Source organism: Streptomyces venezuelae (assembly GCF_008642295.1).
GTDB lineage: Bacteria > Actinomycetota > Actinomycetes > Streptomycetales > Streptomycetaceae > Streptomyces > Streptomyces venezuelae_C.
Window position 1 is genome coordinate 3,877,163 of record NZ_CP029190.1, and the last position, 26,076, is coordinate 3,903,238.

Consider the following 26,076-nt stretch of genomic DNA (forward strand, 5'->3'; position numbering starts at 1 on the left):
CCTGTCGCTGGACAGCTCTTTGATGAGGGCGCGCAGTGTGTTGAGCCAGGTAGACCGTGAGCCCGGCAGCACTGGCATACCTGTTGATCGTTCCGCCCAAGCCCGAGGGTGTACGAGATCTTCCATGGCTGCGCACACTAACTGCACCATTGCGTTGATGTCTCGATCTTTGGAAAGAATCCTTGCTGGCATCGCAAGAGTCATTCCCCTTATCGAGCCGCCTCTACTACCCGCTCTCACCGCCTCCAGGGTCCTCGCGCTTGCATACAGCGGGGACGCTTCTGAGGCGCGGCTGATGGTCTACTTCTGCGCCTACGGGCCGATGCGCCCGGAAGAGCAGGCGGCCCTGCGCCGGAACTCGGTCACCGCCGCCCGCGACAAGGCGAAGGTCCAGCCGAGGCAGATCCGCAGAGCCTGATGGGGCGTGTCGGGTGCGGTCTGTGGCGGGCCTCAGCTCCCACAGCCGCACCCCGCGGCGGTTTTGGCCTCGCTGACGGTCGTGCCCGCGTCGGCGGCTTCCTCGGCCGGGGTACAGCAGGCGATGACCCCGCAGCAGGTGCCCGCATCGGCGGCCGGGTCGGCCACGGCGGCGGGCTTGACGGCTCGGACGATGGCGGAGTGCATACCGTCGGCGACCGTGTGAGTCGGGGTGATCTCGATGCCGGTGAACCCGGCGGCCTCCAGTCCTTCCCGGTATTCGGCGAAGGAGAGGGCGCCGGCGATGCAGCCGACGTAGTCCCCCCGCTCGGCCCGCTGTTCCGGCCTGAGGGTGTCGTCGGCGATGACGTCGGAGACGCCGATCCGGCCGCCCGGCCTGAGGACGCGGAAGGTCTCGGCGAAGACGGCGGACTTGTCGGTGGACAGGTTGATCACGCAGTTGGAGATCACCACGTCGATCGTGGCAGCCGGGAGCGGGATGGCCTCGATGGTGCCCTTGAGGAACTCCACGTTCGTCGCCCCGGCCTTCGCGGCGTTGGCCAGGGCGAGAGCGAGCATCTCCTCGGTCATGTCCAGGCCGTACGCCTTGCCGGTGGGGCCGACGCGGCGGGCGGACAGGAGGACGTCGATGCCCCCGCCTGAGCCCAGATCCAGTACGCGCTCGCCTTCGTTCAGGTCCGCGACGGCGGTGGGGTTGCCGCAGCCCAGGGAGGCGGCGACGGCCTCGGCGGGCAGGGCCTCGCGTTCGTCGGAGGCGTAGAGGGTGGAGCCGAAGTTCGTGTCAACCTCGACGGGCTCGGGCCCGCAACAGGCGGTCCCGCCTTCGGTGACCTGGACGGCTGCTGCGGCGTAGCGGCGGCGGACGGTCTCGCGCAGGTCGGTGGACTGCTCGTTCATGACGCTGACTCCCAACGGGCGAAGGCCCTGCCCGGAGAGGACAGGATCGAACTGTTTCGATGTTCTTCGATTCAACCTTGCGCCTTGAATCGAAGGACGTCAACATAGAGGCATGTCGAAACAAGAGCTCGTCGTCCTCGGACAGGAAGCCGACGGTTGCTGCGGCCAGCTCGCGGCTGCCCCGCTGGACGAGGACCAGGCCACCGACTTGGCGAAGGTGTTCAAGGCCCTGGGCGACCCGGTCCGGCTGCGCCTGCTGTCGATGATCGCCTCCCGGGACGGCGGCGAGGTCTGCGTGTGTGAGCTGACCCCGGCCTTCGAGCTGTCCCAGCCGACGATCTCCCACCACCTCAAGCTGCTGCGGCAGGCCGGCCTCGTCGACTGCGAACGCCGTGGCACCTGGGTCTACTACTGGGTGCTGCCCGCCACTTTGGACCGGCTTGCCGCCGTCCTGAAGGCCCCGCAGGCCGCCGAGGTGAAGGCGTGAGCGCGGACCCGGTGCCGCTCAGACGCCGCGTGGCGGCGGAGACGGTGGGGACCGCGCTGCTGGTGGCGATCGTGGTCGGCTCCGGCATCCAGGCCACCGAACTGTCAAACGACGTCGGCATCCAGCTGCTGGCCAACTGCCTGGCGACCGTGTTCGGCCTCGGCGTGCTGATCGCGGTGTTCGGGCCGGTCTCAGGCGCCCACTTCAACCCCGTCGTCACCCTCGCCGCCCACCTCACCGGCCGCCGCTCCGGCGACGGCCCGTCCCTGAGGGACGTGGCCGCGTACGTACCCGCCCAGATCACCGGCGCGATCACCGGCTCGCTCCTGGCCAATGCCGTCTTCGGCCAGCCGGTGCTGTCCTTCTCCGCCCATGACCGCTCGGCTCCCCACCTGTGGCTGGGCGAGGTCGTCGCCACGGCGGGGCTGCTGCTGGTGGCCTTCGGTCTGAACCGGACCGGCCGGGCGAACCTTGCCCCGGCGGTGGTGGCCGCGTTCATCGGCGCGGCGTACTGGTTCACCTCCTCCACCTCCTTCGCGAATCCCGCGGTCACCATCGGCCGGGCCTTCACCGACTCCTTCGCCGGGATCGCCCCCGCCTCCGTCCCCGCGTTCGTCGCCGCCCAGATCCTCGGTGCCGCCGCCGGCCTCGGCCTGCTCTTCCTCGTCTTCGGCCCGTCCGCCCGGCAGACCGCCGACGAATCCGTCCCGATCACCGCCGTTCCCGCCGCCCGCTGAACCTCTGGAGCCCCTGCCATGACCCCGTCCCCCTCCCGTCCATCTGTGCTGTTCGTCTGTGTCCACAACGCCGGCCGCTCGCAGATGGGCGCCGCCTTCCTCACCCACCTCGGCCAAGGCCGTGTCGAGGTCCGCTCCGCCGGCTCCGCCCCGGCCGACACCGTCAACCCCGCAGTGGTCGAGGCCATGGCGGAGGTCGGCATCGACATCTCCGCCGAGACTCCCAAGGTGCTGACCGTGGAAGCCGTCCAGGCGTCGGACGTCGTGATCACCATGGGCTGCGGCGACGCCTGCCCCTACTTCCCCGGCAAGCGCTACCTCGACTGGACCCTCGAAGACCCCGCCGGCCAGGGCGTCGCCTCGGTCCGGCCCATCCGCGACCAGATCGAGCAGCGCGTCCGCGGCCTGCTCGCAGAGCTCGGGATCGCAGCAGCCGCGTGAGCGGGCCATCAGCAGGGCGTCATCAACTGACGCGTCCGGGATGGCCATTGGCAGCGCCGTGTGACGCAGGCCACCCAAAGTGCGTCTCGCGATTCGGGGCGGCGGCCTGCCCTTCTGGCGCGAGCATGGGGGAAGCCGTCCCGGGCTGCGTGTGATCCAGTGCATATCGCCGGGAGCGATGACTTTGCCCCTTGCCGTCGGTCATACGAGCAACACCACCGACGGAAGGAAGACCCGCCATGACCGACACGCTGACCGCCCCGCACGACCTCGTCTCCCGCGTGCCCGCACGGCGCCCGGCAGCGCGGTGGGCGGTGACCGGCGGCATGGTGGCGGGCCCGCTGTTCCTGACGGTCGGACTCGCCCAGGGCTTTGCGCGAGACGGCTTCGACTTCACCCGGAACGCGATCAGTCAGCTCGCCCTTGGCGAGTCGGGCTGGATCCAGACGGTGAACTTCATGCTCGCCGGCGCGCTGCTGTGTGTGGGTGCGACGGGACTGCGGCAGGTGCTGCGCGGCGGGCCGGGCGGGACCTGGGGTCCGGTCCTGGTCGGCGTCTTCGCCGTCTCCTTCTGGGTCGCCGCGGCTTTCCCGGCCGACGCTGGGGCGGGCTTCCCCACCAACGCCCCTGAGGCGACCGTGATGAGCGGGCACGGCGCCGTCCACATGCTCGGCGGGATGGTCGGCTACCTCGCCCTGTGCGCCGCGTTCGTCGTACTGGCGCGCCCGCTCGCCGCCCGCGGCCTGCGGGGCTGGGCCGTCGCCACCCGCCTGGTACCGGTGGTCGTCCTCGCCGGCTTCATGGCCTCGGCCGCCTCCGTCCTGGCATTCACCGCCGGCGCGGGCCTCGGCCTGCTGTGGCTGGCGACGGTCACGGCCCGGGTGGCCGGCACCCCAGCGAACCGCTAGCGGATCGCCTCCGGCCGTTCCGCCGACCGGCCGGCGGAAGATCATGTGACGTCTTCAAGGAACCCATGGAGTACGTGCCGCAGGACGTCCGGTCGCTCCAGGTGAACGTCGTGTCCCGTCCCGGGGACGCTCAAGGCCACGGTCTCCGGCCGCCGCCGGAGCATCTCGTCGATCTCCCTGGGCGGGATGGTGCCGGACTGGCCGAGAACGGCCAGGACCGGGCAGGTCACGTTCGACCACTCGTCCCAGAAGGACCGCTGGGCGTTCTCCGCCAGCGACCCGGTCATCACGTCGTCGAAGCGTAGCCACCAGCCGCCGTCGCGTTCCACCAGACCGGCCGCCCAGCCCTCGCCGACCGGACCGCCGCCGAGGAATGCGACGGCAACCTCCTGCGACGGGAACGGCCTGGGCCGCGAATCGAGCCAACCCGCGATCTCTGCCTGCACGTTCCGGTTCGGCCCACCCGGCCCGGCTTCCACCAGGTCGAGCGCACGGAAGAGCCCGGGGTGTGCGGCAGCGGCGAGCATGGCCGTGTGGCCACCCAGTGACTGACCCACCAGGACGGGCTGTTGGAGGCCGAACTGTTCGAGTACGGCGATGACTTCCGCGACGTACGCGGCACGAGAGACATCCCGCGGGCGGCGCTCGCTGGCACCGTGGCCGCGCTGGTCGACGGCGACGACCCGGTACCGGGGGCTCAGGTCCCGGGCGATGGCGTCCCATTCGCCCGCATGCCCGGCCAGCCCGTGCAGCAGGACGACAGGCCCCCCCGATCCGCCCCAGTCGCGGCAGGAAAGACGGACGCCCCCACGGATGACGATGTGCTCTGACCAGGTCATTACAACGCCCTTCAGGTGGTGGAGTGGGCAGGGGCGCTGGTGGCGGCGGAGGTGTCCGGCTCGATACGGGCGGGCAGGCCGAAGAGCGGGAACAGGCGATCGGTGTCGCGAAAGGCGTTGATGCCGGTGATGCGGTCGCCGGAGAACTCGATGACCTGGAGTGCCCAGGCTTCGTAGCCCGTCCCGGCGGGACTGGGCCGGTACTGGCCGAAGGCGGGGGTGTCGTTCGCCACGGTCGGGATCAGACGGGAGCCGCGACAGCCGACGGCGGGGCCGGTCAGCCAGGCCTGGATGTCGGAGACCCCGCGCATCCACTTCGCGTACGGGGGCAGGCACAGCGTGGCGTCGACGTGGAGCAGCATGTTCAGCTCCTCCATGTCGTAGCGGGAGAACGCCCTGGCGTACCGCTCGGCCAGCATTCGGCGGACGGAGTCGGACGGCCGGGTACCGAGGCCGTCGACGGGGCCACGGTGCAGGGCGAGCGTGGCTCTGGCCCGCTGCAGAGCGCTGTTGACCGAGGCGACGGTCGAGCCGTGCAGCTCGGCGACTTCGCGGGCCGAGAAGGTCAGCACGTCCCGGAGGATCAGCGTGGCCCGCTGTTTCGGCGGCAGGTGCTGGAGCGCGGCGACGAACGCCAGCCGTACCGATTCGCCCGCCGTCGCCGCCTCCTCGGGGTTCCCGCCGGGACAGGGACCGATCCACACGGCGCCGTCCTCCGGGGCTCCTGGGGACGAGGCTCCGGACGAAGGCTCTGAGAGGTGCATCGGCAGAGCCCGCCGCCTGCCCGCGGCCACGGCGTCCAGACACACGTGGGTGGCGATGCGGTAGACCCACGACCGCAACGACGAGCGTCCCTCGAACTGCTCGACGTTCCGCCAGGCCCGGACCATCGTCCCCTGGACGGCGTCCTCGGCCTCGGCGTACGACCCCAGCATCCGGTAGCAGTACCGGGTCAGTTCACCCCGGAACTCCTCAAGTCTGTCCGTCGTCTCCTGCGCCACAGTGTCCGGCATGCCCCGCCCCTCCGTCCGCGCGGCGTCGGCCCCCTGGCCGACGTGCGGTAACGATACGTATGGGGAGTGTCCATGGCCGGGCGGCCTGCACGTGTGGGCCACTACCTGGCACGCGTGGGAGCAACTGTCAGCCGGTGTCAGTGGCTGGCGCTAGCCTCCGACTACGTGATGGGCCGGTTCGATGTCCCCACTGGGGAACACGGCGGCCAAGGGGGGTGGCCGGACAGGGGTCCCCGAGCCTCGGCTTCGGGATCCCGATGGGGCTCCAACCCCACCCCCCTCTCACGCGTTGCGAACCCTGGTGGCCTGCGCCCGCCTGCAAACGGTGGGTCGAGCAATCACCACCGTAGGAGCCCCTCGGCCGTCCCCACCAGCCACCCCAGCCGGCGCCGACCCATCGCCGGGAAGTGGGCAGGTCTCCGGGTGCCAATCGAACCCGCGCCACAAGCTTGGGAATCACCGCTGCTTTGGCCGTTCATACGGCCTCTGACCTGCGGACAAGCCCCTTCGCTGGTCCTGTAGGGAGGCTCTGTTCCCACCCGTGGTGACCGCTTTTCACCGCCCCGGAGGGCATGGATGGGGCACGTGCCGGCCCCGCTCGGCCGGATTACATGGGCCTGCGCCTCGGCGTGGGGCGTGCCGGTGCCCTTCACGGTCCCGGCCCCGACGGCTGGAAGAGCACCATGGCAGAGCGCCACCCTCGCAACCGCACCGGCCGCAGCCCGCTACGTCGCGGGCTCGCCGTCGCCGTGCTCGCAGTCGGCATGCTGACGGCTTCAATGGCACCCGGATACGGGACCGGCCCGACCACGCCGGTGCCCGGCCCCCAGTTCACGCCGTTGACGGCGGCCGTGATGACCGAACCGGCGCCGTTCCGCGCCACGGACGGCAAGACGCACCTCTCGTACGAACTCCTCACCACGAACGCGCTGCCCAGCAGCGCTCGGGTGCGGCTGGACCGTGTCGAGGTCCGGGACGCCCGAACGCACCGGGTGGTGGGCTCGCTGAGCGGGCAGGCGCTGGCCGATGCCGCCAACCCGGTGGGCGACCCCCTGCCGGGTGCGGACGGGTACACGCCGGCGCCGCCGGGACCGACCCCGACCGTCATCCCGGGCTCCCAGCAGTGGGTCGTCTGGCTCGACCTGGTCCTCGACCGCGGTCAGCGGGTGCCCAGGGTCCTCGAGCACCACCTCTCGGGTGCCGTCCTCACTGCTCCGGTTCCTCCCCCTTCGAGGAGACGGTCCAGATCACCCCGACCGATCGCACCGCGCCGCTGAACCTGGAGGCGCCGGTCCGCCCCGGCACCTGGTACTCCAGCGAGTCGTGCTGCGGCAACACGCACCACCGCCGCGGCCTCGGCCCGATCAACGGCCGCTTCTACGTGCCGCAGCGCTTCGCGATCGACTGGTACAAGGTCGGCGAGCAGGGACAGACCTGGGAGGGCGACCCCGCACGGCTCACCAGCTACCTGAGCTACCGGCAGCCCGTCGTGGCGGCGGCCGGCGGCAGGGTGGTGGAGGTCCAGGACGGGATCCCGGACAACACGCCGCCCGTCACGCCGCCGGTCCCGCCGATCGAGGAGACCGTCGGCAACCACGTCACCGTGGAGGTCGCGCCGGGCCGCTACCTGCTCTACGCCCACCTGACGCCCGGCTCGCTCAGGGTCCGGGAAGGCGACCACGTCGAACCCGGCCGGGTGCTCGGGCTGATCGGCAACAGCGGCAACTCGACCACGCCGCACCTGCACTTCCAGGTGATGACCACGCCCGAGCCCTTCCCGACCGACAGCCCGCCGTTCACCTTCCGGACGTTCCGCGTCGTCGGCCAGGTCGAACCCCGTCTCTGGGACGACAACCTGGGCACCCAGCCGACCGGCGTCCTCCCGATCACGCCTTTCCCGTACGACGGCCCCCACCACGCCCGGTATCCGCTGGACCGCGAGGTGCTGGAGTTTTGACCGCCCCCGGCCGCCCCGGGCGGGGGACGTCCGGAGAGGCCCGGACAACGACGAAGGCCCTGGTCTCCGACCAGGGCCTTCGTTCACGAGCGGATGACGGGAATCGAACCCGCGCCCTAAGCGCCGCCGCAGCATCCCCGCATCCGACCACCCAGCCCGCAGGCGGTCGGGTCGATGAGAGCGGTCCTCTTCCTGGCGGTCCGTGAACGGATCTGGTGTGACGTGACCGGGTGCGGTGGTCCTACAGCTTGCTCATCTTGGCGTACGGACTCAGGATCCGTTGCTGCGTCGAGCCGAAATCCACGCTCACCGCTATCCCGTCCTCGATGCCGGTGACCCGGCCGAGGCCGTGCACGTCGTGTGTGACCTGGTCGCCTACGGCGAACTGCTTGGGAGGCAGCGTGACCGGGGTCTTGAAGGGGCTGGTGGGCAAATAGCGCTTCGGTGCACTGGGCTTTGTCATTGCTGCCAGTATGCGCCCACGCACCTCCTCTACGCCGCTCACGTCCGCAGCGCAGTAGCTGGGAAGGTCTCGTTCAGGCAACAGCCCCAGGCCGCTGACCTGGGGCTTCGCTGTGGAGCGGAGGGCGGGAACCAAACCCTCGCCGTAAGCCCGGACAACACCCGGAGCAGGTGGGTCGACCCTCTGCCATGCCCTCGAGTCGCACCCGCCGGTCGATGCCGGCGGCGGTCGGAACCGCCTCAGGCCCCGGTCGGCGGGCGGGGCGTTTCGGCGGCGCGGCGGTACTCCGCGTTGATGCGCTGGGCTTCCTCGAGCTGGTCTTCGAGGACGATGATGCGGCAGGCGGCTTCGATGGGGGTGCCCTGGTCGACCATCTCACGGGCCCGGGCGGCGATGCGCAGCTGGTAGCGGGAGTAGCGGCGATGGCCGCCCTCGGAACGCAGCGGGGTGATCAGACGGTGTTCGCCCAGGGCTCGCAGGAAGGCGGGGGTGGTGCCGAGCATCTCGGCGGCCCGGCCCATCGTGTAGGCGGGGTAGTCGTCGTCGTCGAGACGGCCGTAGGAGTCGTCTGCTGTCATCTGCACCTCTCTCTGGAACGCGCGGAGGGGCCCTGGTGCCGTACGGCACCAGGGCCCCGAAGGAACTTCTACACCACGTGCCGACCCTGATAACGCGTCGGCCCTCTGTGTCCGCGTACCCGGCCTGATTGCTGTCGGGTGTGCGGGGATCGCGGTTGCTTGACCGGAGACCACCTCACTATCGATGTCCTGCGGTACCCGGACTCGAGACTTCCGTCCAGGCGATCCTTATGGTGACCGTTCCTCCGTTCTTCCCTCAGTGATCAACTGCCTACTTCGGGGTACTGCTTACTGCTGAACTGCTTTTACTGTGTACTGCTGGTGATGCGAACTGCCCAGCGGCCTGTGCCAGCGCCGCTCTAACTTCCCGGTGCGCGCGTCCGCAGCCGACGCCTTCACCAGGGGCACTGCTCGATGACTTCACTGCGGTGTACCGCGCACTGCACTCACCGGTACCGCATCTGCCATGACCGCGATTCCGGTGTGGCGTCCCCTGATCACTGCGGGCCGCCCGGTCCGGCCGCCAGTCCCGTCGCCGTCCTGCAACAACCCTGGCTTCGGAACTCCACCGCCGCACCGTCCTGCGTACTGCAACTACTGCTTGCCGGCAGTTCGTCTCTGCCAGGCCCTGCTGTCCTTCTCGGCTACGTAAGAAACCATAGCGACGCCACTGGCTAATGTCTACTCCAGCCGATGTAGATTTCCGCGTGTCCCGCGACGAGGTAATCGATCCCCAGCGGTGGCGCAGGAGACGGACCGCACCGTGCGCCGGCTCCACCCGGCGGGAGAGTCCCACCCGGCGTCCGAACCGTTTCTGAAACCCCGTGCGACAAGAGAAGGGGCCCGACCGGCATACGCGCCGGTCGGGCCCCTCCCTCGTCACGGCGGTACCGCCCGCCTGCTTGTCCCCGGTCAGACGTCCGGGGAGCCGAGCGCCGCGGAAGCATGCCGGAGGGGGTCGAGGCCGCGGGCGGGCCCGGTGTCCAGGGGGAGGGTGCGGCAGGTGAAGCCGAGCTTGGCCATGGCGCGGAGGACTTCACCGGCGCTGAAGTCACGTCGGTCCTGGCGGGTGATGACCTGGCCGACCTGCTTGGCGGGGTATGTGCGGCGGCCGATGATCACGGTCTCGCCGACGGCCGGCTCGGGCTTGACGCCCTGCATGGACTGCAGGACGCCGCTCTTGGTGAGGTCGAAGGGGAAGCGGGCGATGACACAGCGCATGGTGCCTCACAGGGAGAGGGCGGGCGGGTTCTGCCGTGGTGAGGCGGTTCAGCGGGCCAGGGCGAGGACGCCCAGGGCGCTGCCCTGTTCGTCGATGACAGGCAGCACGTCGAGCCGGCGGTGGCGCATCGCGCGTTCGGCTTCGGCCGTCGTGGTCAGGGGTGAGGTGAAGAACCCGCGGTCGCCGGGTACGGCTCGCAACCGGATCCGGTCGCTGTAGGCGGCGCTGTCACGGACGGCGATGAGCTGGGCCCGAGTGACCAGCCCGGTGCACAGGCCGTGCTCGTCGCAGACGAGGAGATGGCCGGTGCGCGCACCGGCCATCACGGCCAGGGCCACTTCGACCGTCATGTCATCGCAGACCTGCGGTCCGGCCACCTCCATGACGTCGTTGACCGTCTGGGGTCCCGTACTGGTGCTCGTCGAGTTGGGCTGCATCCGGACCAGCGTCACAATATGCCTCCTGCACAGATGGGCGAATCTCCGGATCACGTGGTTCTCAGGCCGCCGCGGCGAAGGCGGGCCGACGCGCGCCGGTGCGCCGGGCGGCCGGGGCGGGGCCGCGACGGCCGCGGGAGGAGGACGTGCTGCGCTTGGGGCGCTCGGGCGCCGGTGCCGTGATGGTGACCGGGATGCCGGAGGGGGCTCGGGCGCCGGTGATGCGGATCAGCTCTGCCTCACCCGAGCGGACCCGGCTGGTCTCGGGCACGATGCCTGCGTCCTGCATGAGACGGTTCATGGCGCGGCGCTGCTGGGGCGTGACGAGGGTGACGACGCTGCCGGACTCGCCCGCGCGGGCGGTACGCCCGCCGCGGTGGAGATAGTCCTTGTGGTCGGTCGGCGGATCCACGTTGACGACGAGGTCGAGGTTGTCGACGTGGATGCCGCGGGCCGCGACGTTCGTGGCGACCAGCACGGTGACGTGCCCGGTCTTGAACCAGGCCAGGGTGCGGGCGCGCTGCGGCTGCGTCTTCCCGCCGTGCAGGGCGGCGGCCCGCACGCCGCTGCCGAGGAGGTCTTCGGTGAGACGGTCCACGGCGTGCTTGGTGTCCAGGAACATGATCACCCGGCCGTCGCGCGCCGCGATCTCCGTGGTCAGCCGCTGCTTGTCAGTGCCATGCACGTGCAGGACGTGGTGCTCCATCGTCGTGACCCCGCCCCGGGAGGGGTCCACGGAGTGGACGACCGGGTCGGTGAGGTAGCGGCGGACCAGGAGGTCGACGTTGCGGTCCAGGGTCGCGGAGAACAGCATCCGCTGGCCCTCGGGCCTGACCTGGTTGAGCAGCGCGGTGACCTGCGGCATGAAGCCCATGTCGGTCATCTGGTCGGCCTCGTCCAGGACGGTGATCCCGACCTGGTTCAGCTGGCAGTCGCCGCGCTCGATGAGGTCTGTGAGGCGCCCCGGGGTGGCCACGACGACCTCGACGCCGTTCCGCAGCGCCTTCGCCTGCCTGCTGATCGGCATGCCCCCGACGACGGTGGCCAGGCGCAGCTTCACGGCGCGGGCGTACGGGGTGAGGGCATCCGTGACCTGCTGGGCGAGCTCCCGCGTCGGGACCAGGACCAGGGCCAGCGGCTGTCGGGGCTCGGCGAACTGTCCGGAGGTGCGGGCAAGCAGTGCCAGGCCGAAAGCGAGGGTCTTTCCGGAGCCGGTCCGGCCGCGGCCGAGGACGTCACGGCCGGCCAGGGAGTTGGGCAGTGTCGCCCCCTGGATGGGGAACGGTACGGACACGCCCTGCGCGGTGAGCGCGGCCAGCAGGGTCCTCGGCATGTCGAGATCGGCGAATGCCTCGACGGCGGGCAGCGCCGGAGTGATCGTCTTCGGCAGGGCGAACTCGCCCTGCACCGGGGCGGACCGTCGGCCCTGAGCTCCCGAGGGGCGGGGAGCACTCGAACGGCTCGGGGCGGACGACCCACCGAAGCGACCGCCGCGGGTCGAACCGGAGGGGGCGCCGACGGCGGGCGGGCTGCTGCGGCGGGCGTGGGAGGAGCGGCTGTTCGTACGTGTGCGGTTCATGAAGAACCTTCCTTGATACGGCACGTATCGAGGAGTTCCGCAGCACGAGAGCAGTATGCGGAATCGCGGGTACGGACCGAATTGAATTCGAGAAGCTACGGCGAACGCGGCTCACGGTAAATTCGTGGAGACGCAGGCGGAAAAGGGATGTGCGTGAAATCGAACCCGAGGCGTCGAGGGGTACGGATCCGAAGAGGGGGGTGGCGTACCTTGAGGCGGTGTTCCCGCAGGGGAAATCACTGCGGAAATGAATGCAGCTGGGGCCCGCACCCCGAGGGATGCGGGCCCCAGCTGCAAGATGCGCGTCAGCGTCAGACGGTGACGATGTTCTCGGCCGTCGGGCCCTTCTGGCCCTGCGCGATGTCGAACGTGACCTTCTGACCCTCCTGCAGCTCGCGGAAGCCCGAGGCGGCGATGTTCGAGAAGTGGGCGAACACGTCAGCGCCGCCACCGTCCTGCTCGATGAAGCCGAAACCCTTTTCCGCGTTGAACCACTTCACGGTGCCAGTAGCCATGTCGTATCTCCTTGGGGCAGTACACCGGCGTCCGTACCGTACGGACGCCGTGTCGCCGCGATGATGCCCTGCCCGGAAAATGACCGGAAAATACAGAGCACCTCCGTGCGGCACGCGGCCGACGGGAGTGCTCGAAGTTTTTGGGTACCAAAACTGCAACTGAGATAGACAGTAGCACGTCTCCGTATTATTTGTGCGTCGAATATTTTCCCCGGGTGTCGCCAGCAAAAAGCCTCTCCGCGATAGTCGTCAAAACCTCAGGCCGCGAGCACAGGTATTCATGACGGAGCTGCCCTCGAACCACCGCAACGGTCCGGGCGTAGCTCCGTGGACAGCGCAGGGGCTGCCGTGATCGAGTTCGGTTATTTTCGGCCGGTGGTGCGGTGGTTCAGGAGTTGCCGCTGCTGCGGGCTGCGGAGGGGCGCCGATGGTGAGGGTGGCGGGGGCCGAGCAGCAGCCGCGGGCTCGTAAGGGCCGGCGCCGCCGCGGACGCCCGTTTCGGGGAGGGTGAGTTCGACGCGGGCCGCGGCCCCGTGGAGAGGTCGGGGGCGAGGGTGGAGCCGGAGAACCAGACCGGCTCGCCCTTGGCGTTGGCGTCGCCCGGGAGGGCGACCTTGTAGCCGCGTACGTCGGCGGTGCGGTCGCCACGGACGAGCTGCCGCAGGCCGTACTCCTTCTCGATGGCGGCGAGTTCCTTGTCGGGATGTGGTCCTCGGCGTGGCGGACGGCGACCCAGCGGCAGGCGTCGGGGTCGCCTGCGGGGGCGATGCCGGTGGCGTTCAGGACGCGGCGGGCGATCACCGCCCAGTCCTCGTCCGAGAGCGTCCGGTCCTCGGGGGCTGCCCGGACCGAGCAGTGCCAGACGTGCTTGTCGGGGGTGCGGTCGCCGGCTTGCTTTACGCGCAGGTCGAGGGCGGGACCTCGTGGTCCGCGCGGGCCAGTCCTCGGAGCGGGCCCAGCTGATCTACCAGCACTCCACGAGGGAGCACCAGCGCAGGCTCGCCGCCGATATCGACGCCACCGTCCGGCTCCAGCGCGTGCCCGCCGACCGCGGGCTGCGCGGGCAGGTTCCCGGCGCCACTCGCGCGAGCGTGTCGCCGCTCCCGTCGCCGACGCCCGGCCGGACTTCTCGGGCGAGGTGATCCCCACACGGGGCACGACAACAACCTGACGCCCCATTAGGGAAGTTGTGGCACGCGAATGGCGCGCGGGCCCCGAGAGGTCTAGACAATGACGAAGGCCCTGGTCTCTGACCAGGGCCTTCGTTCAAGAGCGGATGACGGGAATCGAACCCGCGCTATAAGCTTGGGAATCACCCGGCACTTGAGCCTTCACGCGGCATCTGACCTGCGGAAACGGCTGCCGATGGTCCCTGCTCGGGGTGGCTCCGATGAGCCCTTGCTGACCGCTGTTTACCGCCCCTACTGGCACGTTGTGGCACGGGCCTTCCGTGGAGTGCACAGGGGAAACGGCACCACGACGATGTCGGCGTACCGAGGAGCCGAGGTGGAGGCTTCAGTGCGGCCCGAGCCGTCGGCCGACCGGGGCAGTGGCCGCTCCGGGGCTGAAGGGCAAGGGTCCCGCGATCTGAGGGCCTATGGCTCGACCGTGTGCCGGGCCCGGTGCTCCGCCCTTCGATGAAACTGTGCGGCAGGTTGAACCGCATGCCCGATCCGGGCCATGTACCGCACCGCTGGGAGCATGACGGGAAGATTGGTCCCCTTGGCCAGATCCTGCACGACCGTCGCCAGAACGGGACGGTACAGGGCGTTCTGGGTTGTGGCCTGCAGCCCAGAACGGCTGCCTCAGAGTGCTTGGCCGCCCTGGCCATCCAGCGGCCGAGGAACCTCTCGACCGCCCTCGCCAGGGCCTGCGGACTTTCGTCGGGGGCGAAGTGACCGGCGTCGTCGAAGACCTCGAGCTCGGCGTTCGGATACCACTGCAGCCACGTGGATCGCATGGTGTCGGGGCCCATCGCCGGGTCGCTCGCACCGGCCACTACAAGCACTGGCGTCGGGTTTCCCTTGACCAGCTCGTGGATATCGGGGCCGCGCGTCCAGGATTCGAGGTACGAGCGCAGGGCCGTCTGCGAGGAGCGTTCCGAGCCGTTCACCCTGGCGTCCAGCCACGCGTCGTCGTGCCGACTGCCGGTGAGGGCGTCGAAGATCGTCCTGCGGTTGCCGGAATCCTCCACGGCCCCGACGAACAGCTCCCACATCTCCCCTTCGAGCGGGAACCCGGACGCGGGCACGGGCGAGATGCCGATGATCGAGCGGATCCGCGAGGGAGCGTCCAGCAACAGCTGCTGGGCCGCCTTGCCGCCCATGGAGTGACCGATGACCGCGAAGGTGTCCCAGCCGAGGTCGTCGGCCACGGCGAGGGCGTCCGCCGCGATTTCCTCCATCGTGTACGTGCCGGGGGTGTCCATCGCCTCGCCGTACCCACGGCAGTCCACGAACGCGTAGCTGAACGCGCCTCCGTCCAGGTGCTGCCGCAGATCGCCGAAACTCGACCTGTCGCTGAGCCAGTGGTGGAGTGCGATGACCTGCTCCGGACCGCTGCCCTGGACCTCGTACGGAACGACGATTGCTGCTCCACGGTTTGCCACGATGTTGGGTCTCTGTTGTCGGGCCGGCCCCGGAATCCCGCCGGCCGGCGGCTTCGCCCCAACGGCGTACAGGGAAACCGGGCACTATCAGCTCGCCAAGCTCTACGTCGTACGGATCCGAACCCCGATCCAGCCGCGTTTCTCCTCCTCGGCCTCCATGAGCCGGATGCCATGGTGGGTCAGTGTGACCACGGCGGGGACGCTGGCACGTTGGGTCACGGCCTTCCGTCATCCGCGCCACTCGAACAGGACGAGCGTCGCGTCGTCCGAGGTGGTTTCGCCGCGTGCCCGCATGAGGGTGTGGGACAGGTCCCGGGCCACCGCGCGGATCCCCTGGTCAGCCTGCTCCAGCTGATTCACCCAGTCGATCAGCTGCTCCTCGCCGAACTGTTCCTGCCCGATTTCGTGTTCTTCGATCAGGCCGTCGGTGAAGCAGAGCACGCGGTCGCCCGGCTCCAGCGCCACCGCGCTGACCTGTGGCTGGTCCCCTCCGAAGCCGACGGGGAGGGTTGTGGGGCTGTCCAGACGGCGTACGACGCGGTGTGCGCGGATCAGCATCGGCGCAGGATGCCCCGCGTTGACCCACTGGAGGCGTCCCGTGTCCGTGTCCAGGCGCGTCATCTGCGCGGTCACGAAATGGTCCGCGTCGAACTGCTCGGCGACGGCCCGGTCCATGAAGAGGTAGATCTCGGACAGTTCGATGCTGATCCGGCGGGCGTGGCGGTACGCGCCGATGGCCACCGTGGCCATCGTGGCCGCGTCCAGGCCGTGCCCCATGGCGTCGACCATGGCGAGGTGCAGGACGTCGCCGTTCAGGGCGTAGTCGAAGCTGTCCCCCGCCACGGCGTAGGCGGGCTCCAGGACTCCGGCGACCGCGACGCGCGGCATCACCATCGACAGCGGGGGCAGCAGGGACCACTGGATCTCCGCGGCCACGCTCATCGGTTCACTGCGGCGGGTCCGGAAGAAGAGGTCGGTGTAGCCGTTCTTGGTCTGCAGCAGGTCGGCCGTCAGGACCGCGATCCTGCGCAGGAGGCGGCGGGCGTCGTAGTCGAGCCCGTCCAGGGTGACCGCGAGGACCCCCACCTGGTCGCCGCCGTCCAGCAGGGGCAGGTGAACCCGTATGCCGTCGGGCGTCAGGACTTCGACGGGACGTGACTCCAGGAAGCACCGGCCGGCTTCGGACCGGTCGATGGGCTGCGGATCGCCGGCGGCCACGCTGCCAGTGGATAGCGGGACCAGCTGTTGCTGTCCGTAGTCCTGGAGCAGGATCTGTGGTTCGCGGCCCCCCATCCGGGCCACCGTCTCGGCGACGAGCGGGCCGACCATGGCCGGCGGCAGCTCGTGCGCCCCGTCCAGGAGCACCCCGAGCAGTTCCTCCCCGAAGCTCTCCGATCGGTCCGGGTCTCCGGCGTCTCCGCGCCTTCCGACGGTCATCCTGTTGCCTCCAACCGGGCGGCGGGCCGGCGTCCGGCTGCACGGGCGGCGTTGCCTCCAGGATGCATCTTTCCGGCCGGCGGTGGTGAAGGGAGCCGTCTGGCGACAAACCAGCCCGATGTCGCTGACCCGGGGCTTCGCCATGGAGCGGAGGACGGCAACCGAGGCGGGCTCTGCTGCCGTGAGGTGTCGCCGTGCCGTCCAGTGCCGCTGGCCTGAAGGGGCCGATGTGCGGGTCCGGCGGACAACGGCCGATGATGGGAGTACGACCGAACACGCGGAGCTGACCATGACGGGTTTGCGTGTCAGGGACTACACCCAGGACGATTTCGAAGCGGTGATCCGAGTCGACGCGGAGAGCGGTACGGCCGAAGAATCACCGCTCTTTCCGCTCTCGGACGCCGTGGCGGCCCTCCAAGCCCTCCACCCGGCGGTGGTGGCCACCGCGGACGAGGAGGTGGTCGGCGCTGCCGTGAGCAGGGTGGACGGAGACCGGGCGTGGATCCTGCGCATCAGCATGGCCCCTGCCTGGCGGCACCAGGGGCTGGGCAGCGATCTCATCACGGCCCTGGAGCACCGGCTGTTCTCCGGTGGTGTCCGCGCGGTGCACGCGGTCCTGCCCGAAGGTGAGACCGGTGCCACTGCCCTGCACAACTGCGGCTTCGGCGCCCGTCCGGGCCTGGTCTTCTTCGAGAAGCGCGGGCGAGTGGCCCCTCATGCGGTCAGCATGCTCGCGTCGCTGGGAGCGGAGCTGCCGCGCGGGGGACTGTGGCAGAAGGTCGCGGGCATGCAGAAGGAGAAGGAGCTCATCGAGCGGCGCCTGGTCCTGCCCCTGGCCCATCCCGAAATGGCCGCCCAGCACGGAGTGGAGCTGCCGCGGGCGGTGATGCTGTTCGGGCCGCCAGGGACGGGGAAGAGCACGTTCGCGCACGCGATCGCCAGCCGTCTGGGATGGCCGTTCCTCGAACTGTTCCCCGCCCGGCTGGCCGCCGAGTACGGGCTGGCCACCGGGCTGAACCGGCGCTTCGACGAGATCGCCCGGCTCGACCACGTGCTGGTCTTCATCGACGAGGTCGAGGAGATCGCGGGGGCCCGGAGCGGTGCGGACGCGACCGCGGTCGGTGTCGTCAACGAACTGCTCAAGGCGATCGTCCGGTTCCGGGGCCAGGACGGGCGGCTGCTCGTCTGCGCCACGAACGACGTGACCACGCTCGATTCCGCGTTCCTGCGGCACGGCCGTTTCGACTACGTGCTGCCGATCGGCCCGCCCGACGACCGCGCCAGGACCGCACTGTGGGAGAGCTACCTGGCCCGAGCGGGCGCGGAGGCCGACAGCGCTGTGCTGGCAGCCGCCAGCGAGGGGTTCACCCCTGCCGACATCGCCCATGTGGCGCGTACCGTTTCCCAGGTCCAGTTCGAGCGCACCTTCGACACCGGAACCCGGGTCCGCCCCACCACCGAGGACTACCTGGGCACCATCGGCGACACCAGGCCCACGGTCAGCGCGGCCATGGCCCAGGAGTTCGCCCACCAGACCGAGGAGTTCGCCCGCATCTAGTTCTAGTGACGTGAAGTGCAGGTGGAACCGCGGATGCGCCAGCGGGTCTTGACGATCACCCGCTCGACATCCGCGTCGGTGATCTTCCTCGGAACACCGGGACGTGGTGACCACTCTGGGCGCACTCCCAAACGATCCGTGACTGCAGGCCTTCTCTTCCGGATCAGGCCGGGCCCGTGGCCGTCCCTTCCTCCTCGGCCTCCATGCGCCGGATTCCCTCGTGGGTAAGGGTGACCATCGCGGGGGGTGTTGCCCGGCCCCCAGTCGACGTTGATCAGCCTTTCGCCCGCCAGGTAGGTGCAGGCGGCGGCCAGGTCCTGTTCCGGCACGTGGAGGTCGCGCCGCAGCTGCGCTCCGGTGATGCCGAGGAGGCGGTTGCCCTCGACGGCTTCGTACAGGACCCGGAGCACCTGTTCGCGGTAGGTCTTGCGTTCGCGCAGTGTGGCCATGACCGCGTCCTCTCGCGTGAGGGGTGCGCTCCGGGGCCCGCCGGGGCTTCTCAGACCTCGTCGGAGTGGGCGCCGGTGCCGGCGGGGGGCCTACTGGCGGCCAGCCACGAGCGGGCGGAGCCGGCGGGTTTTGCCGTGTCCACGGTGAGGTGGAGGCGGGTGTCGCCGTCGAGGCCGGGGTAGCTGCGCTGTTCCGCTCCGGCGAAGCAGCGGCGAAGGGCTTCCGCGACCGCTCGGGCGGCTTCGGGCGTGTGCGCGATGATCCGTACCTCGGCGTGTCCGGGCGACGGCAGTGCCTGGGTCTCGATGTACTTCACGTGGGCGTATTCCCTTCAGGGTGGGCGAGAGGTCGGCAGGTCGGGGCACCGTGGCGCCCCGACCGCTGCCCCCGGTCGGAGGAAGGTCTGTTCCTCACCGGTCGGCACCCGTGTGGTGGGCTCGACGACCGGTGTCGTCCGGCAGACCGGCAGGTCTCGGCAGGGGGGCACTGAAGCGGTAGGCCTCGATCCGCGCGTCGTGCTGGGCGTTCAGCAGGTGGATCCAGCGCATTCCGATGGCGATCGCGAGGATGATCACCGCGATGAGGACGACGGTCTCCACGAAGCTCACCTCCAGCCGTTTCCGGGCAGTGGGAGGGTGCTTCGGTCCATCGGGTTCCCGAAGGGGTACACGCATGCCCCGCCTTCGCCATCCCAGGTGTCTTCCCGGAGGCGGGCATCGCGGATGCCGCGCCCGATGGCGGCTTCGTTGGCCATCAGCACGCCCGGAGTGAGGACGCTGCCCGGTATCGTCGCGGCGGCCATCAGGCGGGCCGCAGCTGCGGGTGCGGTCTCGGGCGGGATGACGAGGAGGTCCCAGCGGCCGACGGTGTAGGAGAGCAGGATCAGCTTGTCGGGGTCCTGTTCGGTGAACCAGCCCACGTGCAGCGTGCGCCCGACCATGGGCACGGTGTGCGGTACGACGGGCCAGCGGGTGGGGTTCACGGTGACGCGGGTGATGCGGCCCCACGGCTCGTCCAGGGCAGCCAGCAGCACCGGGAGCTCGGCTTCGAGGTCTCGGGAGTAGGGCCACCAGGCACCGTCCAACTGGCCGGCGAGCGTGCTCTTCGGGGTGAGGGACAAACGAGCCGGAAGCTCTGCGGCGAGGTCGCGGGGCGCGGTCCGGTCGAGGGTCGTGGTCATGATGTGGACCTGCCCCCGGACTGCCCGTCGGCAGCCCGGTTTTTAGGCGATCGCCGGAAATGACACCCGCGTGAAAGCCGGTGTGCGAAGTACTTCCGGTGCTTTCACTGTACGCCTGTTCGGCGGACTGTGACCGGCCTGAGCAGGTATTTTGCGGCGGGCGGTGGAGCGGGCGGCGGGAGTACCGTGAAAGGACGGCAGGCCCACGCACGTCGCCCGACCGCACCGCATTGGTGCCGACCTGCAACACAGTACGGCCGCACCCCGTAGACGGGCGGACCCACATGGCTGACTCCGACACCCCCCACACGCCCCCACTGCTCCTGCCGGATGCGATCCACCAGGCGATCAAACCGGGTACGGCACTGCTGCGGCTGGAGACCACGCGGTCCCGGGAAGGACTCCTGGACGGCGCGTGGTGGCCGCGCACCCGCGCCATCGAGACCGAGCTGCCCGCGCTGATCAGCGTGTTGACCGGGCATCTCGGCCCGATTACCCGCGTGGGCTTGGACGCGTCCGCCTGGAACGGCCTCCCGACCCGGCTGGTCATCGACGACCAGGTCGTGCATGTCGACTCCGACCCGGTCGGCGACGACACCGTCCTTGTCACGCGCGGCCCCAACGACCACTTCGCCCTGCTGGTGGTTCCCCCGGACACCACCGCCGACGCCGCCCGCGAAGCCATGGCCCGCGCCGTCCGCGCCGACAACATCACGCAGGCCGCTCAGATCCTCATCGCCACCACACCCGAACCTGAGGACAGCGCCGATGCGGCAGGCTGACCGCGAATCCTCAGCGGCCGAGCCGAGAGCGCGGCGCGACCGTGGCGGGCGGCCCGGTCTCCTCCGGTGTCGGGCGGGATGCCACAGAGCCCGGCCGAAGTGACTGTGAACCGGCCGGGCGCTGGGCGTGTGGGCGAGTCGTGCGCTGGTCAGAGCCCCTCGTCGTGCAGGTCCTCTTCGCGCAGCAGGTCGTCCTCACGGCGGCGCGAGGTCTCCTTCGGGCCGGGCTTCTGTCCCTTCTCGCGGGACGACTTGTCCGGCCGGGGCTGCGCGGGGTCTCCGGGGCGATGGTGTTCCTGCGCCTCGCGGCCCTTGCCCGACTCCTGACGCTTGTCCTGCCTACCGTCCATGACGGCGACTCCTCTTGATAACTGGGGTACGGATTCCTCTCGGATCACGCTGACACGCAGAGCGACGGCCCGCATCATGTCGACTGCGACGCGAGGCAGACGGATGACGTCCCTCCCCAGTGGCAGCGTCGGAAGGCTGGCCATCCCTCCAGCGCCGAGGGGGACGCGATCCGCACCCCGCCCGTCGGCCTCAGCGTGAAAGGCGACTGACCGGAGGGCGGCCACTCGACATCGAGTAGCGCCCGGGGCCCAACCTGAAGCCCTACGAGGGCACTTGCGGCACGCGAATGGCATGAGAGCCCAGAGGGATCTGGACAACAAAAACAAGCCCCAGGTCTGTGACCTGGGGCTTTGTCGTGGAGCGGATGACGGGAATCGAACCCGCGCTATAAGCTTGGGAATCAACGACGCCATAGCGCCGTGTAAGGCGCTGACCTGCCACTTCGCCCGCCGGGGTCGGTTTCCGAGGGTGCGCCTGGCGCCAGCGGTGACCGTTGTTCACCGCTCTGAAGGGCACGGTTGGGGCACGCCGGGTTGGAGCGGTGTCACGGCCGGGGAGCAGGCCGGCGTCTGGGCGCCGCCGCCCCGGATGTCCTCCGCCACCTCCCGAGGCCGCCGAGTTGAGGCTCCGTCTCAGCGGCGTAGCGTGGAATCAGATCAGCCCGAGAGGCAAATGGGCGCACGGCTTGGCCGGGAGTGAAGGCCGACCGGTGGGTAGGGCCGTGCCCTCCGGATCACGCGGCAATGACGCGCGCGAGGAGTGACTCGCGAGGAGTGACTATGGGCAACTCATCGATCGAACAGCTGCGGGAACGAGTACGGGGGGCAGTGGTCACCCCTGACAGCGACGGCTATGACGAGGCACGCAAGGTCTACAACGCCATGGTCGACCGGCGCCCGGCTGCGGTCGTGCACTGCGTCAACGCGGGCGATGTCATGGCCACGGTCGGCTTCGCGAGGGACAACGAGCTGGATCTCGCGGTGCGTGGCGGTGGGCACAGCGTGCCCGGCTTCGGGACCTGCGACGACGGCGTGGTTGCCGACCTGTCCGGTATGCGAGGCGTGCGCGTTGATCCCGAGCGGCGGACCGCGCGTGTGGATGGCGGAGCGACCTGGGGCGACTTCAACGCGGCGGCGCACGCGTTCGGTCTGGCGACCACGGGCGGGATCATCTCCACGACCGGTGTCGCGGGGCTCACCCTCGGTGGCGGCATCGGCTATCTCGCCCGCGGCCTGGGTCTGAGCTGCGACAACCTGATCTCGGCCGATGTGGTGACCGCGGACGGCACGCTCCTCGTCGCGAGCGAGAAGGAACACGACGACCTGTTCTGGGCCATCCGGGGTGGCGGCGGCAACTTCGGCGCGGTGACCTCGTTCGAGTTCCAGCTCAGTCCGGTCAAGGACATCTACGGTGGGCCCCTCCTCTACGAGTTGGAGGACGCCGGCACGGTTCTGCGCGCGTTCCGTGAACTCATCGCCGACGCCCCGGAGGAACTGGGCGGGTTCCCCGCCTTCCAGATCGCCCCTCCACTGCCCTTCATCCCAGAGAACCGGCACGGCGACACCTTCATCCTGATCGTGGCGTGCTGGGCCGGACCGATGGACGAGGGAGAGCGCGCGGTCCAGTGGTTCCGCGACATCGCGCCGGTGGTCGCCGAGCACGTCGGCCCGATGCCGTATCCGGCGCTCAACAGCGCGTTCGACGCGCTGGTACCACCCGGCCTGCAGCACTACTGGAAGGCCAACTTCGTCACCGAACTGAGTGACGCGGCGATCACGGCGCATCTTGAGCACGGGCCTCTGCTACCCGCCGTCAGCTCGACCGTGCACATCTACCCGATCAACGGCGCCTGCCACCGCGTGGCATCGGACGCGACGGCCTTCGCCTACCGGAACGCCACGTTCGCCACTGTCATCGCCGGAATGTGGCCGGACCCCGCCGACAACGAGGCCAACATCGCCTGGGTGCGCGACTACTACCAGGCGACCGCCCCGCACTCGGAGGAGGGCGGGTACATCAACTTCATGGCCGAAGACGACCAGGACCGGACCAGGGCCAACTACCGTGGCAACTACGAACGCCTTGTCGAGGTCAAGAAGGTGTACGACCCTGGCAATCTGTTCCATGTGAACCAGAACATCAAGCCGTAGCGCCGTTCGAGCCCGCTGCCCACGGTGGCCGCAATGCGCTCCCCTCGGCCCTGGGGTGCGCGTATGCCCTGACCTGCGGAAACAATCCCTTCCTGCTCGGATCTGGCCGCCTCGTTGGCCTTTTTGCTGACCGCTGTTCACCGCCCCTACTGGCACGTTGTGGCACGGCTTTCGCGCGGGCTGGATTCCCGAGGGTGCTGTTGTCTGGTCCACCGAGCGGACAGGTGTACGGGAAAGCGGCAGGTCACTGCCAGAACACCTCCTGACGATGATCTGAGGGTCGGCGGTGCGTCGGGTGAACGTGTAGTGGATCCAGCCCCGGCCGTGATCGAATTAGCAGACGTACAGCCCGTTCGGCACCGTCGACCGAAGCGGCGCGATACGGCAGCCGGGCGGGAGATCCGGGATGTTGTCGATGCCACGGAAATAGGGGTCCTCGGCGGTGACCAGTTCGGCTCGGATGCTGTCGATCAGGTCGCGGACCGGCTTGGGCAGCGGCCTGCGTGAGCAACTGCGTGGCTTCGGCGTTCGTCGTCGCGTCGGCTGCCCGGTTTTCCAGATCGTGGATGTGCCGGTCGAGCGCGGGATCGCGGGCGATGGCGAACTCGGCCCACCACTGGGCGAGGAACGCCGGTACCGGGGCGATGTCGTGAGCGTCGCCGATGGCCCACTTCCAGTGGGTATCGAAGTCGGTGAGGAGCTGCGGTGTGTGCTCGGCGATCGCGGCGCGCAACGCCTTCGTGTTCCGCTCGGGCATGGGCGGGATGCCTGACGGCCTGGGGGCGGTCGTCAGGCCGCCACCTCCTCGCTCCCGCTGCCCTGGGCGGCCTGCTTGGCCTTGTAGGCGGCGGCGAGGGCGGACGCGTACTGGGGTGTCCACTCCATGTGCCTGGCGACGGCCGGAGCTCCGCCGCGGCCGAGGTCTACGGCGATACGCCCCGCGGTCTCACGGAAGTGCGCGACGGCGTCGTCGGCGGCCTTCTTCGCCCGGTCCAGTTCGAGCTTCTGCCTGTCGGTCAGGGCGGCCTGCGGAGCTCGGGTGCGGGGTTTGTCGGTCATGGGAAGAGTGTGGGCCCCACGCCGGTAAATCGCAAGGATTACTTGTCGTTAAGAGCCCTGCTTGAAAGCGAAGATCTCCCATCGAGGGCGACTCCGAGTCCAGCGGCTGGTGTGTGCGCGGGCGACCTGCCGTCCTTCCTCTCTGTCGAGGTCAAGCGGCACCTTGGGCGGCTCGCGGAGTGCGGGTGCCGGTGGCACGCGAAAGGCCCTCTGGGTGGGACATTCCTGCGAGTTGGGGCACGCGAATGGCACGCGGGTCCGGATAGGTTGAGACAACAAACAAGCCCCAGGTCTGTGACCTGGGGCTTTGTCATGGAGCGGATGACGGGAATCGAACCCGCGCTATAAGCTTGGGAAGCTCATGTTCTACCATTAAACTACATCCGCAGAGCGGCTCGTTGCTCGATGCCGCATCGTTGCACACTTTACCCCATGCTCGGCCCCCGGCGTGCGCGTCGTGGGGTCGTTGTGTTGTCCGGGTCGTAGGAGCGCCTGTGGCGGCCGGAGTTGGGGGCGTACCGTGGGAGCGGAGCGGTGGCTGGAGTGGCGGCTGGAGCGGGTCCCGATCATCCCCTAATGTGGCGATTCGTCGCCGTACGGTTTGGGGAAAGGGACTCGATGGAGCACACCGTCGTCCGTTGTGCCGAAGGGCATGTTTTCAGCACCGCTGCGTTCCCGCTGCGGCAGCTCGGTGCCGGCCGGATCGGGCCCGGGCGGCTCATCCGGTGTCCGCGGTGCGCGCGGTTGCGGCATGCCGTGCCCGTGGGGGCCGTGAAGCGGTAGCAGCGGCGGGGCGGGGACGCGCGCGGCGGCTCTCGATTGGGGGTGGCCCGCGCGCTCTGCGTATCCTCGGGACGTGCTTCTCTCAGACAAGGACATCCGGGCCGAGATCGACAGCGGACGGGTTCGCATCGACCCGTTCGAGGAGTCGATGGTTCAGCCCTCCAGCATCGACGTGCGGCTCGACCGGTTCTTCCGGGTGTTCGAGAACCACCGTTACGCACACATCGACCCTGCCATCGAGCAGCCGGATCTGACCAGGATGGTCGAGCCGGAGGGGGACGAGGCCTTCATCCTCCACCCCGGGGAGTTCGTGCTCGCCTCGACGTACGAGGTCATCTCGCTGCCCGAGGACATTGCCTCCAGACTGGAGGGGAAGTCGAGCCTCGGCCGGCTGGGGCTGGTCACGCATTCCACGGCGGGCTTCATCGATCCGGGATTCTCCGGACACGTGACCCTGGAGCTGTCCAACCTCGCGACGCTCCCGATCAAGCTGTGGCCCGGGATGAAGATCGGGCAGCTGTGCATGTTCCGGCTGAGCTCGCCCGCGGAGTTCCCGTACGGGAGTGAGCGGTACGGCTCGAGGTACCAGGGCCAGCGCGGCCCGACCGCCTCGCGCTCCTTCCAGAACTTCCACCGCACCCAGGTAGGCGACCGGCATGAGTGACGTGGTACCCGAGAACCTCGACTACACGGCGTTCGGGCAGGCCGTGCAGGAGCTCGCGCAGACCATTGCCGATGACGGCTATGAGCCCGACATCATTCTGAGCATCGCCCGCGGCGGCGTTTTCGTCGCCGGCGGCCTGGCCTACGCGCTCGACTGCAAGAACATCCATCTGGTCAACGTGGAGTTCTACACCGGCGTGGGCACCACCCTGGAAATGCCCGTCATGCTGGCGCCGGTGCCGGACGCGATCGACTTCTCCGACAAGAAGGTCCTGATCGCCGACGATGTCGCCGACACCGGGAAGACGCTCAAGCTGGTCCACGACTTCTGTCTGGGGACGGTGGCCGAGGTCCGTTCCGCGGTCATCTACGAGAAGTCGCACTCCCTGGTGAAGTGCGAGTACGTGTGGAAGAAGACCGACGACTGGATCAACTTCCCGTGGAGCGTCCTGCCGCCCGTACGCAAGGCCGGACAGGCCATCACGCCCTCCAAGGACGCGCTGTAGCGGGATGTTCCGCCGACGGCCCGACCGCCGTCGCCGCG

At 69.4% G+C, this 26,076-nt stretch carries 30 protein-coding genes, 1 tRNA gene and 2 pseudogenes; 13 read left to right on the top strand and 20 right to left on the bottom strand.

Annotated elements, in window-relative coordinates; genetic code table 11:
• Positions 1-295: 295 nt before the first annotated feature.
• Complete coding sequence (locus DEJ50_RS35240) at positions 296-418, top strand: hypothetical protein (protein WP_263399202.1); 123 nt, start codon at positions 296-298, stop codon at positions 416-418.
• A 32-nt stretch (positions 419-450) separates the two neighbouring features.
• Here the strand turns inward: DEJ50_RS35240 and arsM are convergent, their stop codons facing one another.
• Positions 451-1,335, bottom strand: coding sequence for an arsenite methyltransferase (arsM, locus tag DEJ50_RS17180; RefSeq protein WP_150208866.1), 885 nt, complete (start codon positions 1,333-1,335; stop codon positions 451-453).
• Between the two features lie 112 nt (positions 1,336-1,447).
• On the opposite strand from arsM, the gene DEJ50_RS17185 reads away from it, so the two are divergent.
• From DEJ50_RS17185 to DEJ50_RS17200, 4 genes are all read left to right on the top strand, one after another.
• Positions 1,448-1,822, top strand: a complete 375-nt coding sequence (locus tag DEJ50_RS17185) for an ArsR/SmtB family transcription factor (protein WP_150208867.1) — start codon at positions 1,448-1,450, stop codon at positions 1,820-1,822.
• A complete protein-coding gene (locus tag DEJ50_RS17190; RefSeq protein WP_150208868.1) occupies positions 1,819-2,559 on the top strand; it encodes an aquaporin in 741 nt (246 codons plus the stop codon). Before DEJ50_RS17185 ends, DEJ50_RS17190 begins: the two co-directional genes overlap by 4 nt.
• 18 nt (positions 2,560-2,577) lie before the next feature.
• Positions 2,578-3,000: an arsenate reductase ArsC gene (locus DEJ50_RS17195; RefSeq protein WP_150208869.1), complete on the top strand. Its 423-nt coding sequence runs from the start codon at positions 2,578-2,580 to the stop codon at positions 2,998-3,000.
• A 239-nt stretch (positions 3,001-3,239) separates the two neighbouring features.
• The gene (locus DEJ50_RS17200; protein ID WP_150208870.1) at positions 3,240-3,908 is read left to right on the top strand and encodes a DUF998 domain-containing protein; all 669 of its coding nucleotides are present in this window, start codon (positions 3,240-3,242) and stop codon (positions 3,906-3,908) included.
• Between the two features lie 41 nt (positions 3,909-3,949).
• Here DEJ50_RS17200 and DEJ50_RS17205 read toward each other — a convergent pair whose 3' ends face one another.
• Both DEJ50_RS17205 and DEJ50_RS17210 read right to left on the bottom strand, forming a co-directional pair.
• Entirely contained in the window at positions 3,950-4,747 is a 798-nt protein-coding gene (locus DEJ50_RS17205; protein WP_150208871.1) for an alpha/beta fold hydrolase, read from the bottom strand.
• 11 nt (positions 4,748-4,758) lie between these two features.
• Positions 4,759-5,760, bottom strand: coding sequence for a sigma-70 family RNA polymerase sigma factor (locus DEJ50_RS17210; protein WP_150208872.1), 1,002 nt, complete (start codon positions 5,758-5,760; stop codon positions 4,759-4,761).
• Between the two features lie 683 nt (positions 5,761-6,443).
• On the opposite strand from DEJ50_RS17210, the gene DEJ50_RS34700 reads away from it, so the two are divergent.
• Both DEJ50_RS34700 and DEJ50_RS34705 read left to right on the top strand, forming a co-directional pair.
• Positions 6,444-7,037: a hypothetical protein gene (locus DEJ50_RS34700; RefSeq protein ID WP_223837788.1), complete on the top strand. Its 594-nt coding sequence runs from the start codon at positions 6,444-6,446 to the stop codon at positions 7,035-7,037.
• Between the two features lie 104 nt (positions 7,038-7,141).
• Entirely contained in the window at positions 7,142-7,717 is a 576-nt protein-coding gene (locus DEJ50_RS34705) for a M23 family metallopeptidase (RefSeq protein WP_223837789.1), read from the top strand.
• Positions 7,718-7,958: 241 nt separating this feature from the next.
• Here the strand turns inward: DEJ50_RS34705 and DEJ50_RS17220 are convergent, their stop codons facing one another.
• The 7 genes and pseudogenes from DEJ50_RS17220 to DEJ50_RS34710 all read right to left on the bottom strand — a co-directional run.
• Positions 7,959-8,180 (bottom strand): CarD family transcriptional regulator, encoded by a 222-nt coding sequence (locus tag DEJ50_RS17220; protein WP_150208873.1) that lies wholly within the window; start codon positions 8,178-8,180, stop codon positions 7,959-7,961.
• A 239-nt stretch (positions 8,181-8,419) separates the two neighbouring features.
• Positions 8,420-8,758 (bottom strand): MerR family transcriptional regulator, encoded by a 339-nt coding sequence (locus DEJ50_RS17225; RefSeq protein ID WP_150208874.1) that lies wholly within the window; start codon positions 8,756-8,758, stop codon positions 8,420-8,422.
• A 912-nt stretch (positions 8,759-9,670) separates the two neighbouring features.
• Positions 9,671-9,979 carry an SCO5918 family protein gene (locus DEJ50_RS17230; RefSeq protein WP_150208875.1) on the bottom strand — a complete coding sequence of 103 codons (309 nt, stop codon included), beginning with the start codon at positions 9,977-9,979 and terminating at the stop codon, positions 9,671-9,673.
• Positions 9,980-10,027: 48 nt separating this feature from the next.
• A complete protein-coding gene (locus tag DEJ50_RS17235) occupies positions 10,028-10,432 on the bottom strand; it encodes a CBS domain-containing protein (protein ID WP_150208876.1) in 405 nt (134 codons plus the stop codon).
• Between the two features lie 46 nt (positions 10,433-10,478).
• Positions 10,479-11,996 (bottom strand): DEAD/DEAH box helicase, encoded by a 1,518-nt coding sequence (locus DEJ50_RS17240; RefSeq protein ID WP_150208877.1) that lies wholly within the window; start codon positions 11,994-11,996, stop codon positions 10,479-10,481.
• A 311-nt stretch (positions 11,997-12,307) separates the two neighbouring features.
• On the bottom strand, positions 12,308-12,511 hold the full coding sequence (locus tag DEJ50_RS17245) for a cold-shock protein (protein WP_150208878.1): 204 nt from the start codon (positions 12,509-12,511) through the stop codon (positions 12,308-12,310).
• A 535-nt stretch (positions 12,512-13,046) separates the two neighbouring features.
• Positions 13,047-13,423 (bottom strand): annotated as a pseudogene (locus DEJ50_RS34710) (mobilization protein); the annotation flags it as partial.
• Positions 13,424-13,434: 11 nt separating this feature from the next.
• On the opposite strand from DEJ50_RS34710, the gene DEJ50_RS34715 reads away from it, so the two are divergent.
• Complete coding sequence (locus tag DEJ50_RS34715; protein ID WP_317852592.1) at positions 13,435-13,653, top strand: hypothetical protein; 219 nt, start codon at positions 13,435-13,437, stop codon at positions 13,651-13,653.
• A 170-nt stretch (positions 13,654-13,823) separates the two neighbouring features.
• Here the strand turns inward: DEJ50_RS34715 and DEJ50_RS35430 are convergent, their stop codons facing one another.
• Both DEJ50_RS35430 and DEJ50_RS17265 read right to left on the bottom strand, forming a co-directional pair.
• Positions 13,824-15,119, bottom strand: a complete 1,296-nt coding sequence (locus DEJ50_RS35430; protein ID WP_150208879.1) for an alpha/beta fold hydrolase — start codon at positions 15,117-15,119, stop codon at positions 13,824-13,826.
• Between the two features lie 228 nt (positions 15,120-15,347).
• Positions 15,348-16,556, bottom strand: a complete 1,209-nt coding sequence (locus DEJ50_RS17265; RefSeq protein WP_150208880.1) for a PP2C family protein-serine/threonine phosphatase — start codon at positions 16,554-16,556, stop codon at positions 15,348-15,350.
• 289 nt (positions 16,557-16,845) lie between these two features.
• Between DEJ50_RS17265 and DEJ50_RS17270 the strand changes: the two genes are divergently transcribed.
• Positions 16,846-18,114: an ATP-binding protein gene (locus DEJ50_RS17270; protein ID WP_150208881.1), complete on the top strand. Its 1,269-nt coding sequence runs from the start codon at positions 16,846-16,848 to the stop codon at positions 18,112-18,114.
• A gap of 163 nt (positions 18,115-18,277) precedes the next feature.
• On the opposite strand, the pseudogene DEJ50_RS17275 reads toward DEJ50_RS17270, so the two are convergent.
• The 4 genes and pseudogenes from DEJ50_RS17275 to DEJ50_RS17290 all read right to left on the bottom strand — a co-directional run bounded on the left by DEJ50_RS17275 (position 18,278) and on the right by DEJ50_RS17290 (position 19,744).
• Positions 18,278-18,563, bottom strand: a pseudogene (locus tag DEJ50_RS17275) (hypothetical protein).
• A gap of 50 nt (positions 18,564-18,613) precedes the next feature.
• Positions 18,614-18,880, bottom strand: a complete 267-nt coding sequence (locus DEJ50_RS17280; protein WP_190344549.1) for a hypothetical protein — start codon at positions 18,878-18,880, stop codon at positions 18,614-18,616.
• A gap of 94 nt (positions 18,881-18,974) precedes the next feature.
• The gene (locus DEJ50_RS17285; protein WP_150208882.1) at positions 18,975-19,163 is read right to left on the bottom strand and encodes a hypothetical protein; all 189 of its coding nucleotides are present in this window, start codon (positions 19,161-19,163) and stop codon (positions 18,975-18,977) included.
• A 5-nt stretch (positions 19,164-19,168) separates the two neighbouring features.
• Positions 19,169-19,744, bottom strand: coding sequence for a DUF5994 family protein (locus DEJ50_RS17290; protein WP_150208883.1), 576 nt, complete (start codon positions 19,742-19,744; stop codon positions 19,169-19,171).
• 284 nt (positions 19,745-20,028) lie between these two features.
• Between DEJ50_RS17290 and DEJ50_RS17295 the strand changes: the two genes are divergently transcribed.
• Entirely contained in the window at positions 20,029-20,526 is a 498-nt protein-coding gene (locus tag DEJ50_RS17295; RefSeq protein WP_150208884.1) for a DUF5994 family protein, read from the top strand.
• 149 nt (positions 20,527-20,675) lie between these two features.
• Here DEJ50_RS17295 and DEJ50_RS17300 read toward each other — a convergent pair whose 3' ends face one another.
• Positions 20,676-20,876, bottom strand: coding sequence for a hypothetical protein (locus DEJ50_RS17300; RefSeq protein WP_150208885.1), 201 nt, complete (start codon positions 20,874-20,876; stop codon positions 20,676-20,678).
• A gap of 780 nt (positions 20,877-21,656) precedes the next feature.
• On the opposite strand from DEJ50_RS17300, the gene DEJ50_RS17305 reads away from it, so the two are divergent.
• Entirely contained in the window at positions 21,657-23,027 is a 1,371-nt protein-coding gene (locus DEJ50_RS17305) for an FAD-binding oxidoreductase (RefSeq protein ID WP_150208886.1), read from the top strand.
• A gap of 244 nt (positions 23,028-23,271) precedes the next feature.
• Here the strand turns inward: DEJ50_RS17305 and DEJ50_RS35435 are convergent, their stop codons facing one another.
• The 3 genes from DEJ50_RS35435 to DEJ50_RS17325 all read right to left on the bottom strand — a co-directional run bounded on the left by DEJ50_RS35435 (position 23,272) and on the right by DEJ50_RS17325 (position 24,473).
• The gene (locus DEJ50_RS35435; RefSeq protein WP_317852546.1) at positions 23,272-23,784 is read right to left on the bottom strand and encodes a hypothetical protein; all 513 of its coding nucleotides are present in this window, start codon (positions 23,782-23,784) and stop codon (positions 23,272-23,274) included.
• A gap of 32 nt (positions 23,785-23,816) precedes the next feature.
• Complete coding sequence (locus tag DEJ50_RS17320) at positions 23,817-24,086, bottom strand: hypothetical protein (protein WP_030036119.1); 270 nt, start codon at positions 24,084-24,086, stop codon at positions 23,817-23,819.
• A 313-nt stretch (positions 24,087-24,399) separates the two neighbouring features.
• Positions 24,400-24,473: transfer RNA gene (locus DEJ50_RS17325), tRNA-Gly, on the bottom strand.
• 469 nt (positions 24,474-24,942) lie between these two features.
• Between DEJ50_RS17325 and dcd the strand changes: the two genes are divergently transcribed.
• On the top strand, positions 24,943-25,533 hold the full coding sequence (gene dcd / locus DEJ50_RS17335) for a dCTP deaminase (RefSeq protein WP_150208888.1): 591 nt from the start codon (positions 24,943-24,945) through the stop codon (positions 25,531-25,533).
• Positions 25,526-26,038 carry a phosphoribosyltransferase gene (locus DEJ50_RS17340; protein WP_150208889.1) on the top strand — a complete coding sequence of 171 codons (513 nt, stop codon included), beginning with the start codon at positions 25,526-25,528 and terminating at the stop codon, positions 26,036-26,038. Before dcd ends, DEJ50_RS17340 begins: the two co-directional genes overlap by 8 nt.
• The last annotated feature ends 38 nt before the right edge of the window (positions 26,039-26,076 follow it).